This is a genomic window from Streptomyces sp. CNZ287, from assembly GCF_007827615.1.
In genome coordinates, this window is the sequence record NZ_VISV01000028.1 from 1 (window position 1) to 11,554 (window position 11,554).

12 protein-coding genes and 1 riboswitch are annotated in these 11,554 nt (G+C 72.8%); of the genes, 4 read left to right on the forward strand and 8 right to left on the reverse strand.

Annotation, left to right across the window (positions count from 1 at the left end):
- On the forward strand, positions 1 to 387 hold a 387-nt coding region (locus tag FB457_RS32830; protein WP_486589225.1), incomplete at its 5' end, for a Rossmann-fold NAD(P)-binding domain-containing protein.
- 78 nt (positions 388 to 465) lie between these two features.
- On the opposite strand, the gene FB457_RS32835 is transcribed toward FB457_RS32830, so the two are convergent.
- The 4 genes from FB457_RS32835 to FB457_RS32850 all read right to left on the reverse strand — a co-directional run bounded on the left by FB457_RS32835 (position 466) and on the right by FB457_RS32850 (position 5,038).
- On the reverse strand, positions 466 to 1,650 hold the full coding sequence (locus FB457_RS32835) for a transglycosylase family protein (RefSeq protein ID WP_047016085.1): 1,185 nt from the start codon (positions 1,648 to 1,650) through the stop codon (positions 466 to 468).
- 3 nt (positions 1,651 to 1,653) lie between these two features.
- Positions 1,654 to 1,846: riboswitch (cyclic di-AMP (ydaO/yuaA leader) on the reverse strand.
- A gap of 240 nt (positions 1,847 to 2,086) precedes the next feature.
- Complete coding sequence (locus FB457_RS32840) at positions 2,087 to 3,295, reverse strand: dipeptidase (RefSeq protein ID WP_145784237.1); 1,209 nt, start codon at positions 3,293 to 3,295, stop codon at positions 2,087 to 2,089.
- Between the two features lie 89 nt (positions 3,296 to 3,384).
- Positions 3,385 to 3,900 carry a 5-(carboxyamino)imidazole ribonucleotide mutase gene (purE, locus tag FB457_RS32845; RefSeq protein ID WP_047016087.1) on the reverse strand — a complete coding sequence of 172 codons (516 nt, stop codon included), beginning with the start codon at positions 3,898 to 3,900 and terminating at the stop codon, positions 3,385 to 3,387.
- A gap of 7 nt (positions 3,901 to 3,907) precedes the next feature.
- Complete coding sequence (locus FB457_RS32850) at positions 3,908 to 5,038, reverse strand: 5-(carboxyamino)imidazole ribonucleotide synthase (RefSeq protein WP_047016088.1); 1,131 nt, start codon at positions 5,036 to 5,038, stop codon at positions 3,908 to 3,910.
- 206 nt (positions 5,039 to 5,244) lie between these two features.
- Between FB457_RS32850 and FB457_RS32855 the strand changes: the two genes are divergently transcribed.
- The gene (locus tag FB457_RS32855; protein ID WP_145784271.1) at positions 5,245 to 5,796 is read left to right on the forward strand and encodes a GtrA family protein; all 552 of its coding nucleotides are present in this window, start codon (positions 5,245 to 5,247) and stop codon (positions 5,794 to 5,796) included.
- Positions 5,797 to 5,928: 132 nt separating this feature from the next.
- Here FB457_RS32855 and FB457_RS32860 read toward each other — a convergent pair whose 3' ends face one another.
- Both FB457_RS32860 and FB457_RS32865 read right to left on the reverse strand, forming a co-directional pair.
- Positions 5,929 to 7,170 carry an ATP-binding protein gene (locus FB457_RS32860; RefSeq protein WP_047016090.1) on the reverse strand — a complete coding sequence of 414 codons (1,242 nt, stop codon included), beginning with the start codon at positions 7,168 to 7,170 and terminating at the stop codon, positions 5,929 to 5,931.
- Between the two features lie 27 nt (positions 7,171 to 7,197).
- Complete coding sequence (locus FB457_RS32865) at positions 7,198 to 7,872, reverse strand: response regulator transcription factor (RefSeq protein WP_047016091.1); 675 nt, start codon at positions 7,870 to 7,872, stop codon at positions 7,198 to 7,200.
- Between the two features lie 203 nt (positions 7,873 to 8,075).
- Between FB457_RS32865 and FB457_RS32870 the strand changes: the two genes are divergently transcribed.
- Entirely contained in the window at positions 8,076 to 9,029 is a 954-nt protein-coding gene (locus FB457_RS32870; protein ID WP_145784239.1) for an alpha/beta hydrolase fold domain-containing protein, read from the forward strand.
- A gap of 73 nt (positions 9,030 to 9,102) precedes the next feature.
- Here the strand turns inward: FB457_RS32870 and FB457_RS32875 are convergent, their stop codons facing one another.
- Together FB457_RS32875 and FB457_RS32880 are read right to left on the reverse strand one after the other, a co-directional pair.
- Complete coding sequence (locus tag FB457_RS32875; protein ID WP_047016093.1) at positions 9,103 to 9,639, reverse strand: ATP-binding protein; 537 nt, start codon at positions 9,637 to 9,639, stop codon at positions 9,103 to 9,105.
- A gap of 200 nt (positions 9,640 to 9,839) precedes the next feature.
- The gene (locus FB457_RS32880) at positions 9,840 to 10,208 is read right to left on the reverse strand and encodes an STAS domain-containing protein (RefSeq protein WP_047016094.1); all 369 of its coding nucleotides are present in this window, start codon (positions 10,206 to 10,208) and stop codon (positions 9,840 to 9,842) included.
- A gap of 246 nt (positions 10,209 to 10,454) precedes the next feature.
- Here FB457_RS32880 and FB457_RS32885 point away from each other — a divergent pair, with 246 nt between their 5' ends.
- Entirely contained in the window at positions 10,455 to 11,468 is a 1,014-nt protein-coding gene (locus FB457_RS32885; protein ID WP_173534842.1) for an RNA polymerase sigma factor SigF, read from the forward strand.
- The last annotated feature ends 86 nt before the right edge of the window (positions 11,469 to 11,554 follow it).

The window sequence follows — 11,554 nt, forward strand, 5'->3', positions numbered from 1 at the left end:
GGCACCTTCCTCGGCCGCCGCATCGCCGTCCTGGGCGCCGCGTTCAAGCCCGACTCCGACGACGTGCGCGATTCCCCCGCGCTCAACGTCGCCGGCCAGATCCACCTCCAGGGCGGCCAGGTCACCGTCTACGACCCGAAGGGCATGGACAACGCCCGCCGCGTCTTCCCCACCCTGCGCTACGCCGAGTCGGCGGAGGACGCGCTGCGCGGCACCGACCTCGTGCTGCACCTCACCGAGTGGCCGGAGTTCCGCGCCCTCGACGCCGGGCAGCTCGCGCAGGTCGTCTCCCGGCCGCACCTGATCGACGGCCGGAACACGCTCGACCCGGTGCCGTGGCGCGCCGCCGGCTGGACCTTCCGCGCGATGGGCCGCCCGGCGGCGTAGCGCGGGCGGCTCCGGGCCGTAGGACACGGCGAACCCCCCGTTCCGCCGGAAACGGGGGGTTACGCCTGCGGGGGACCCTCAGATGGAGACGCCGTTGTCGCGCAGGTACGCGACCGGGTCGACGTCGGAACCGTAGTCCGGGCTGGTGCGCACCTCGAAGTGCAGGTGCGGCCCGGTGGAGTTGCCGGTGGAGCCGGAGAGACCGATCTGGTCGCCGGCGCCCACGCTCTGGCCCACGCTCACCGAGGTGGACGACAGGTGGGCGTACTGGCTGTAGCGGCCGTCGTCGTGCTTGATCACGACGGCGATGCCGTACGCGCCACCGTCGGCGCCGTTGCCGGCCTTGACGACGGTGCCGGAGGTGACGGCCTTGACCGGGGTGCCGGTGCCGGCGGAGAAGTCGACACCGGTGTGGTAACCGCTGGACCACGAGCCGCCGGCGGCCCGGTAGGCGGTGGAGAGACCGGCGTCGATCGGGGCGGAGAACCCGCCCGCGGGAGCGGCCTCGGCGGACTGCTCCTCCTGCTGCTCCTTGGCCGCCGGCTTCTCCTCCTGCGCGGAGGACGGCTGGGCCGACGTGGTCTCCGGCTCCTCGAGGGTGACCTCTTCGCCGCCGTCGAACTCGTACTCCTGACCGGGGAAGATCAGGTCCGGGTCGTCGCCGATGACGTCCTTGTTGCCCTCGTAGATCGTCTGCCAGCCGCCCGCGATGCCGTGCTTGCGTGCGATGTCCCACAGGGTGTCACCGGAGACGACGGTGTAGTTGCCGGCCTTCTTGAACTTCTTCTCCGGCGCCTTCTCCTGCTTCGGGGCCTCGTCCTTGGCGGGCTGCGCCTCGGGCTCGCTCTCCTCGCCGCCGCCGGTGGAGAGGTCCGGGGCGGGGCCTCCCTGGGTGAGCCCGGCCTGCACCGAGCAGACCGGCCAGGCGCCGGGGCCCTGCGAGGCGAGGACCTTCTCGGCGATCTCGATCTGCTGCTCCTTGGTGGCCTGGTCGGCGCGCGGCGCGTACTGGGTGCCGCCGTAGCCCTCCCAGGTGCTCTGCACGAACTGCAGGCCGCCGTAGAAGCCGTTGCCGGTGCTGATGCTCCAGTCGCCGCCGCTCTCGCACTGGGCCACGCGGTCCCAGGTGTCGACGGAGGCGGCCTGGGCGTGGCCGCCGGCGATGAGCGGAATGGCGACGCCGGCGCTGCCGGCGGTGACGATGAGGGCCCTGCTGCCCCGGGCTATCCGGCCCAGGCGACGGTGACGTCCGCGTGCGGACATGGACATGCTCCTCTCCGACGCCTGCGAGGTGAGCTGTCGGGTTCGAGCTGGAGATGCCCGGCCATGCGGAGCATGGCTTCACCCCAAGCCGTCCCGCGCTTGCGCGCGGTGCGGCACTTACCTGGGTCCCCCGCTCCTGCCGTGAAAGCTGAAGTGCCTGCCCGTCGCCGCCGACAGGATTCGGCGTTACGGCGACGAGGTGCCCGCATCGGTGGCGCGAGCACGCCGAGCACCGTAATCACACAGCCGAAAACAGAACAAGCTGTGAAACGTCATCAAGGCCGTTCCCCACATCACACCGGAATCAGCCCGACAATCGCCCCATCCCGCGGCGCTCCTCAATCCCCCCTCCCCAGTAGAGACTTGTCGATAAATGAGGAACCGGGCGCGGTGCCGCACGAGATGAGAATTCTGTGAGTGACTTATGTCACTCTGCTCACCCCTGGACCTTCACGGGGCCGTCGAGCTGTTCGATGGTGGCGATCGACGGGCCGCGCCGGGCGGCCACTTCGCGCGCCGCCGCCTCGGCGTCGCGCAACACCCGTAGCGCGTTGGCCCACAGGAGCCTGGCCAGGTCTTCTTCCGACCAACGGCGGTGCAGCAGCTCGGCGACGAGGTGCGGATAACCGGCCACGTCGGCGAGATCCTCCGGCGTGAACGGCGTGCCGTCGAAGTCGCCGCCGACACCGATATGGTCGATTCCCGCTACTTCGCGCATATGATCCAGATGATCCGCCACGGTCGCGGCCGTCGCCTGCGGCCGCGGGTGCGCCTCCTCGAACGCGCGCCGTACGCGGACCGCTTCGTCGTCCGCGCCGAACGGGTCGAGGCCCCGGGCGGTCATGTGCTCGTCCACCTCCGCGGTCCACTCCACGGCGGCGGGCAGGACGAACTTCGGCACGAACGTGGCCATCGCCACGCCGCCGTTGGCAGGGAGCATTTCCAGCACATCATCCGGAATGTTGCGCGGATGGTCACACAGAGCGCGGGCGGATGAATGGGAGAAAACGACCGGCGCCTCGGTGACGCGCAGCGCGTGGCGCATGGTCGAGGGCGCCACGTGGGAGAGGTCGACGAGCATGCCGACCCGGTTCATCTCGCGCACCACCTCCTCGCCGAAGGCGGTGAGCCCGCCGTGCCGCGGCTCGTCGGTCGCGGAGTCGGCCCAGTCGGTGTTGTCGTTGTGCGTGAGCGTCATGTAGCGCACGCCGAGCCGGCGGAAGGCGCGGAGGGTGGCGAGCGAGTTGGCGATGGAGTGCCCGCCCTCGGCCCCCATCAGCGAGGCGATCCGCCCGTCGGCCCGCGCCGCCTCCACCTCGTCGGCGGTCACGGCGAGCCGCAGCTCCCCGGGATAGCGGTCGACGAGCCGGCGCACCACGTCGATCTGCTCCAGACACGCGCTCACGGCGGCGTCCCCGGCCAGGTCGGCGCTGACGTACACGGACCAGAACTGCGCCCCCACCCCGCCGGCCCGCAGCCGCGGGAGGTCGGTGTGCAGCCGCGCGCTCTGGTCGACGGCGATGTCGCGCCGGTCGATGTCGTACGTCACCTGCTCGCGCAGGGCCCAGGGAAGGTCGTTGTGCCCGTCGACGACGGGGTGCGCCCGCAGCACCTCGCGCGCACGCGCGAGCAGTTCGCCGTTCATGAGGTCGTCCTCCCTGCGCGGATAGCGTGGGACACACGCTATCCGCGCAGGCTGACAGCCGGACGACCGGGCCCGGATCGGACGGTGTGTCAGTCCGCGCGGGTGGTCTTGCGGCGGAGGCGGGTGCCCTTTTCGCGGGCCTGGTGGTTCAGGTCCTCCTGGAACGCCGTCATCCGGGCGCGGAGGTCCTCGTCGTGGGCGGCCAGGATGCGCGCGGCCAGGAGGCCCGCGTTGCGGGCGCCGGCCACGGAGACCGCGGCGACCGGGACGCCCGCGGGCATCTGGACGATGGAGAGCAGGGAGTCCATGCCGTCGAGGTACTTCAGCGGGACCGGGACGCCGATGACCGGGAGAGGGGTCACGGAGGCGAGCATGCCCGGGAGGTGGGCGGCGCCGCCGGCGCCGGCGATGAGGGTGCGCAGGCCGCGCGACGCGGCCTCCTCGCCGTAGGCGATCATCTCGCGCGGCATCCGGTGCGCGGAGACGACGTCGACCTCGTACGGGACCTCGAACTCGTCGAGGGCCTGCGCCGCCGCCTCCATGACCGGCCAGTCGGAGTCGGAGCCCATGACGATGCCGACCAGCGGGCCGTTCTCCGCGCTCATACGCTGCTCATTCCGTGATCGTCCCCCGCAGGTAGTCGGCGGCGTGGCGGGCGCGGGCGCGCACGTCGGCCAGGTCGTCGCCGTAGGTGTTGACGTGGCCGACCTTGCGGCCGGGCTTCACGTCCTTGCCGTACATATGGATCTTCAGCCCCGGGTCCCGGGCCATGCAGTGCAGGTACGCCGGGTACATGTCGGGGTAGTCGCCGCCGAGGACGTTCGCCATCACCGTCCAGGGCGCGCGCGGGCGCGGGTCGCCCAGCGGCAGGTCGAGCACGGCGCGCACGTGGTTGGCGAACTGCGAGGTGACGGCGCCGTCCTGGGTCCAGTGGCCGGAGTTGTGCGGGCGCATGGCCAGCTCGTTGACGAGGATCCGGGGCTCGCCGTCCGGCCCTTCCGCCTCGAACAGCTCCACCGCGAGGTGGCCCACCACGTCCAGCTCCATGGCGATGCGGAGCGCGAGCTGCTGCGTACGCACCGCGTCCTCCGGCGCCAGCCCGGGAGCCGGGGCGAGGACCGTGTCGCAGACGCCGTCGACCTGGATCGACTCCACCACCGGGTACGCGACCGCCTGGCCGCTCGGCGAGCGGACGACGTTCGCGGCCAGCTCGCGGCGGAAGCCGACCAGCTCCTCGGCCAGCACCGGCACCCCCGCGCGGAACGGGGGCGCGGCGTCCTCCTCCGTACGGACGACCCACACGCCCTTGCCGTCGTACCCGCCGCGGACCGTCTTCAGCACGACCGGGAAGCCGCCGCCCTCGCGCGCGAAGCGCGCCACGTCCGCCGGGTCCGCCACGATCCGGTGCCGCGGGCAGGGGATGCCCAGCTCCGTCAGCCGGGCCCGCATGGCGCCCTTGTCCTGCGCGTACACCAGCGCGTCCGGGCCCGGCCTGACCGCGACGCCCTCGGCCTGGAGTACCCGCAGATGCTCGGCCGGTACGTGTTCGTGGTCGAACGTGATCACGTCGCAGCCGCGGGCGAAGTCACGCAGCGTGTCGAGATCGCGGTAATCCCCGACGACCGTGTCGCCCGCCACCAGGGCGGCGGAGTCCGTACGGGTGCCGCTGAGGAGCTTGAACCTGATGCCGAGGGGGATGCCTGCCTCGTGGGTCATCCGGGCGAGCTGTCCCCCGCCGATCATGCCGACTACCGGGAATGTCACGCGTCCCAGCGTATCGGCCGCCCGGGCGGAGCCGCCCCCTCCGTCGGCGGGCCCGGTTAGCATGAGGGCTCCGGCCCGCCGGAGAAGACCGGGACCAGGGGAACACCACCGACCATCGGAGTCTGACGATCTTGAAGAGTGCACGGCCCCCGGGGGCAACGCGGCTGCGCCGCCTGAGCCGCGAGGTGGCCGAGTTCGCCGCGGTCGGGGGCATCGGCGTCCTGGTCAACCTGGCTGTCTTCAACCTCGTGCGGAACTCCACGGAGCTGCCCGTGGTCCGCTGCAGCATGATCGCGACGGCCGTCGCCATCATCTTCAACTACATAGGCTTCCGGTACTTCACCTACCGCGACCGGGACAAGACCCGGCCCCCTCGCGAGTTCACCCTGTTCCTGGTCTTCAGCACCGCCGGGCTCGTCATCGAGAACGGCCTGCTGTACGTGGCCACGTACGGGTTCGACTGGGACACCCCGCTGCAGAACAACATCTTCAAGTTCCTGGGCATCGGGATGGCGTCGCTCTTCCGCTTCTGGTCCTACCGGAGCTGGGTGTTCCGTGCGGTGCCCGCGGCGGCCCGGCCCGCCGCCGCGCCCGCGGATGGCGGCGAAGCCGGCGACATAGCCGTGGCCCCCGGGGTGCAGATCCCGGGCAGCCGGCGCAAGCCACGGGAGGCCAAGGAGCCCGAAGAGCCGGAGGAGCCCGAGGCGCAGGAAGAGGCGGTCGCGGCGCGGCGGTAGCGTTCGCGTCCCGTACGAGCCCTCGCGTCTCGCGTACGCGCCCCCTCCACCCCCGCGAGCCCACGCACGCCCCGTACCCGAGCCCCCCGCGTGCCCCCCGTATCCGGGCCGGGTGCGTGCCCCGTACGCCCCTCAGTGTTCCTCGTGCTCCCGCGCGAGGAAGAGCGCGAACGTCGTCGGCTTCTGCTGCACCAGCTCCAGCCGCCCCCCGTCCGCCTCCGCCAGGTCGCGGGCGACCGCCAGCCCCAGACCCGTCGAGTTGCGCCCACTGACCGTGCGCTCGAAGACCCGCGAGCCGAGGTCCGCGGGGACGCCGGGACCCTCGTCGGTGACCTCCACGACCACCTGGTTGCCCGTGACCCGGGTGCGCAGCGCGACCGTCCCCGCGCCGTGCATCATCGCGTTCTCGATCAGCGTCGCGAGCACCTGCGCCACCGCACCCGGCGTGCCCACCGCGCGCAGGTCCTTCTTGCCCGAGCGGACGATCGCCCGCCCCTCGCCGCGGTACACGGGCCGCCACTCCTCCAACTGCTGCTTGACGACCTCGTCCAGGTCGAAGCCCGTGCCCGAGCCGGCCTTGGGGTCCCGGGACTTCGTCAGCAGCCGCTGCACCACGTCCGTCAGCCGCTCCACCTGGGTGAGCGCGACCGCCGCCTCCTCCTTGACCGTCGCCGGATCGTCGGTGAGCGCGATCTCCTCCAGCCGCATGGACAGCGCGGTGAGCGGCGTACGGAGCTGGTGCGAGGCGTCCGCGGCCAGCCGCCGTTCGGCGGTGAGCATCCGCGCGATCCGTTCGGCGCTGGCGTCCAGCACGTCGGCGACGCGGTCCAGCTCGGGGACGCCGTAGCGGCGGTGGCGGGTGCGCTGGTCGCCGGAGCCGAGGCGCTCGGCGGTCTCGGCGAGGTCGGTGAGCGGGGCGGTGAGCCGGTTGGCCTGGCGGACGGCGAGCAGCACGGCGGCACCGACGGCGAGCAGCGCCACCGCGAAGATGATCAGCAGGGTCTGGCCCAGCTCGTCGTTGACCCGGTCGCGGGCCTCCATGACCGTGACCCGCTCCCCCCTGCTGCCGGTCTCGGTGGCCTCGATGACCGAGCCCTCGGGCCGCTCCCCCATCTTGAGCGCCGGCCCGCCCGGCAGCTCCACCTCCGCGTACCGCCCGTCCGTGACCTGCCCGGCGAGCGCCCGGCGGGTCACCCGCGCGTCGTCGGCGATCTTGCCCTCCACGACGCTGAAGAGCCGGACGGCCTCCGACTGCACCCGGTCGCGCGCGGCTGCCTCGATGGTGCGGGTCTCGACGATGACGAGCGAGACGCCGAAGACGGCGATGACGACGAGCACGACCGCGAGGGTGCTGTTGATGAGCCGTCTGCGCATGGCTGCCGGAGGCCGCGGGCGGCCGGCCTAGCTCTTCTCGAAGCGGAAGCCCACGCCGCGGACCGTCGCGATGTAGCGGGGGTTCGCGGCGTCGTCGCCGAGCTTCTTGCGCAGCCATGAGATGTGCATGTCGAGCGTCTTGGTGGAGGACCACCAGGTGGTGTCCCACACTTCGCGCATCAACTGCTCGCGTGTGACCACCCGGCCCGCGTCCCGCACCAGCACCCGGAGCAGGTCGAACTCCTTCGCCGTGAGCTGCAGCTCCTCCTCGCCGAGCCAGGCCCGGTGCGAGTCGGTGTCGATGCGTACGCCGTGGGTGGCCGGCGGCTGCGCCTCGGTGGAGCCGCGGCGCAGCAGGGCCCGGACCCTGGCGAGCAGTTCGGCGAGGCGGAAGGGCTTGGTGACGTAGTCGTCGGCGCCCGCGTCGAGGCCGACGACGGTGTCCACCTCGTCCGCGCGGGCGGTGAGTACCAGCACGGGGAAGCCGTGCCCGTCGGCGCGCAGTCGCCGGCACACCTCCAGGCCGTCCATGCCCGGCAGGCCCAGGTCGAGCACGAGGAGGTCGACGCCGCCGCGGAGCCCGGCACCGAGCGCAGTGGGACCGTCTTCCCGTACCTCCACCTCGTAGCCCTCCCGGCGCAGCGCGCGGGCAAGCGGTTCCGAGATGGCCGCGTCGTCCTCGGCCAGCAGTACTCGGGTCATGGTGCGATGGTAGACCTCCGGTCACCGGGAGTGGGCCGGTGGCGTCGGGTTCTCTCACCTCCCGGCACGCGGTCGAACATCCCGGCGGTGCCCGTGCGCCGGTTCGCGCCGTCCGCCTGATCGCGGTCCCCGGATCGCGGCGCGCGGGGTTTCCGGCGACCATGAGGGCACCGGGCCGGCCGGTCCGCGGGGAGGCGGGTGCGATGGCTGCGGTACGGGTCCGGTGGCGGCGGCTCGTGACCGCGGTGCTGGGGACCGCCGCGGCGCTGACGGCGGTGGTGCCGCCGCCGGCCGGGACCGTGCCCCCGGAGCGGCTTGCGGAGCGGACGGCGGAGCAGCGGCCCGGCGCAGACGGGGCGCTCAGGCGCAGCGTCGAGGCGTACGGGCAGCATCCGCGGCAGCGCGTCACCGTCCACTGGCAGCCGCGGCGGGCGCTTCGCGGCGGGCTCGTCGTGGTGCACGGGGGGTACTGGTCGTACGACACCGACTGGGAGGAGTGGGCGCGGGCCTTCGCCCGGCGCGGCTACGCGGTCTTCGACGCCGGCTACCGCCTCACCCCCGAGGTGCCGTGGCCGGCGCAGCGGGACGACGTGACGGCGGCGCTGCGGTGGGTGCGGCACAACGCCGCGGGGTACGCCGTGGATCCGGCGCGGGTGGCGGTGCTGGGCTCGTCGGCGGGCGGGCAGCTCGCCGTCGCGGCGGCCGTGTACGGGGCGGGGGCCGCGCACAGCGCCGGGGTGGTGGCGCTGTCGCCGGTGGCGTCGCCGTACCGGGCCTGGCTGGACGGCGGGGCGCCGGGGGCGACGGCGGCGGAGCGGCGGCTGCGGGCGAGCGCGGAGCGGCTGGCGGGGTGCGCGCCGGACGGCACGCCGTCCCTGTCGGCGGACCCGTCGTGCCGGCGGGCGTGGTGGTCGCTGGACCCGCGGAGCATGGCGTCCGGTCCGGACGACGCCCCGATGCTGCTGCTGCACTCGGCGCACGACTTCGTGCCCGCGTACCACTCGGAGGAGGTGGCGGCGGCGGAGCGGGCGCAGGGGATGCCTGCGGACGACGTACGGGTGCGGGTCGTGCCGGGCAGCGCGCACGGGATGCGGCTGCTGACGGAGCCCGGGGTGGTCGGGGAGATCGAGGGGTGGCTGCGGGGGCGGATCGGGTAGGCGTACGCGCCGGGCGGGGGCGTACGACGATCGGCTCGTACGACGTGCGGCGGGCGAGGCCCGTACGACGGCCCTAGAGCGGCGCGGAGAGCTCCGCCCACACCGTCTTGCCCACCACTCCCGGCTCCCGCTGCACGCCCCAGTCGAGGCAGAGCCGCTGCACGATGAACATCCCGTGCCCGCCCGGCCTGCTGGCGCGGTGCGGGGTGCGGGGCTCGGGCGTGCCGGTGCCGGAGTCGCTGACCTCCAGCCTCAGCACCTTCCCCGCCGTGCGCAGCCGCAGTTCGTCCGGGCCGCCGCCGTGCAGGCAGGCGTTGGTGACCAGTTCCGAGACGACGAGCAGGACGTCCTCCGCGGCCGCGCGCTGCTCCGCGTTGACCGCGGGCAGCCAGCCCCAGTCCTCCAGGGCCCGGCGGGCGAAGTCGCGCGCGCGGGGCACCATGCCGCTGGCGCCGACGAGCCGCAGCCGGCGGACCTGTCCCGCGGGGGCGGGCTCGCCGGCCGGATCGGCCGCGGCGGCGCCGCCGTCGGGGCGCGCGGGCGCGGCGGCGCCGCTGCCGGCCTCGCCCTCGGGCGGCAGCGCGCCCGGCGGCAACGACCTGAAGCTCATCGCCTCACGACACCCCCTTCACGCAACCGCACGCCCGCTCGCGCACCCGTCCGCGCATTCGTGCCCTTCCTGCCCGTTCCAGAAGTTTCGCCTGGGCTTCTGCCCTACGAGATCGCGGAAACACCCCTGAGTTTCCCCGGGTCACTGTGACGCGCATCACCTGACTCACCGGCCCCACCCGGCATCCGGCGACCGGGAGGTCACTCCACGAGGGCGGACTCCAGGGTGTCGTGCAGCCGGAAGACCGCCTCCGCACCCGTGATCTCGAAGACTCTGGCCACCACCGGCCGCAGCCCCGCGAGGTGCACGGCTCCGCCGTCGGCCTCCGCTTTCAGGCGGGCGCCGAGGAGCACGTTCAGCCCTGTCGAGTCGCAGAACTCCAGACGCGAGCAGTCGAGTACGAGCCGGCTGCGGCCGCCGGCGATACAGCGCTCCAGCGGCTCCCGCAGTACCTCGGCCGTGTGGTAATCGAGTTCACCCGCAGGTGTGAGGACGGCGCTCCCGCCATGCACCCGCACGTCGACGTGCAGTCGGCCGCGGCTCGGGCTTCCGGCGGTTCCGGCGTCCATGCGCGCTTGTCTCCTGACCCTCGGGCTGTCGTGCGATGCAGGTCCGACCCTACGCCTTTGGTCACATGTTCGGCACCCGAACAGCCAACATAATAGGGCAAATATGGACACCTGATTCTTGCACCGGAGGAGAGAAGCGGGTAGGGCTAGAAGCACTCACCACACGTGGCCTTGGGAGGCGCCGCAGACCACAAGCGGACAAGAACTGGCATCGGCAGCCGCATTGCCGAGAACGATGGAGGACAAATGTCAACCCGGCTCGACGCCGCGGCGAGCACGCCGCCGGCACGACCCCACGCCGAGCGCGGCAACGACCACACTGAGCACCACGGCGCGGACACCGTCGTCTCCCGTGGCGGCCCCGGCGGCGAGGACGCCGCCGACCAGGCCACCGAGGACACCGCGAGCATCGCGAACGCCGCGGACGCCGCCGGCACGGCGGCGTCGTTCACGGGGAGCATCGACGAGCTGGAGGGCATCGCCTTCGACGAGGTCGCCCCCGCGGACGCGCGGGCCATGTCGAAGACCCTCTTCGACCGGCTCGGCACCCTCGAAGAGGGCACCCACGAGTACTCGTACGTGCGCAACACCCTGATCGAACTCAACCTGGCGCTGGTGAAGTTCGCCGCCTCCCGGTTCCGCTCGCGCAGCGAGCCGATGGAGGACATCATCCAGGTCGGCACGATCGGGCTCATCAAGGCGATCGACCGCTTCGAGCCCGCCCGCGGGGTGGAGTTCCCCACCTTCGCGATGCCGACGATCATCGGCGAGATCAAGCGCTTCTTCCGCGACACCTCCTGGTCCGTACGCGTCCCGCGGCGGCTGCAGGAGCTGCGCCTCGACCTGGCGAAGGCGGGCGACGAGCTGGCACAGCAGCTCGACCGCGCCCCCACGGTCGACGAGCTGGCCGAGCGGCTGGCCATCGGCAGGGACGAGGTCGTCGAGGGCATGGCCGCCTCGAACGCCTACACCGCCAGCTCGCTGGACGCGCAGCCCGAGGAGGACGACTCCGAGAGCACCCTCGCCGACCGCATCGGCTACGAGGACCACGGCCTGGAGGGCATCGAGTACGTCGAGTCCCTCAAGCCGCTGATAGCGGAGCTGACGCCGCGCGACCGGAAGATCCTCTCGCTGCGCTTCGTGGCCAACATGACCCAGTCGGAGATCGGCGAGGAGCTGGGCATCTCGCAGATGCACGTCTCCCGGCTGCTGTCGCGGACGCTGGTGCGGCTGCGCAAGGGGCTGATGGTCGAGGAGTGAGCCGGAGACCGGTCCGCGGACCGCGGACCGCGGACCGGGCCGCGGGCCCGGCCGAGAGCCGCCTCCCCGGGTTTCCGAGGAGGCGG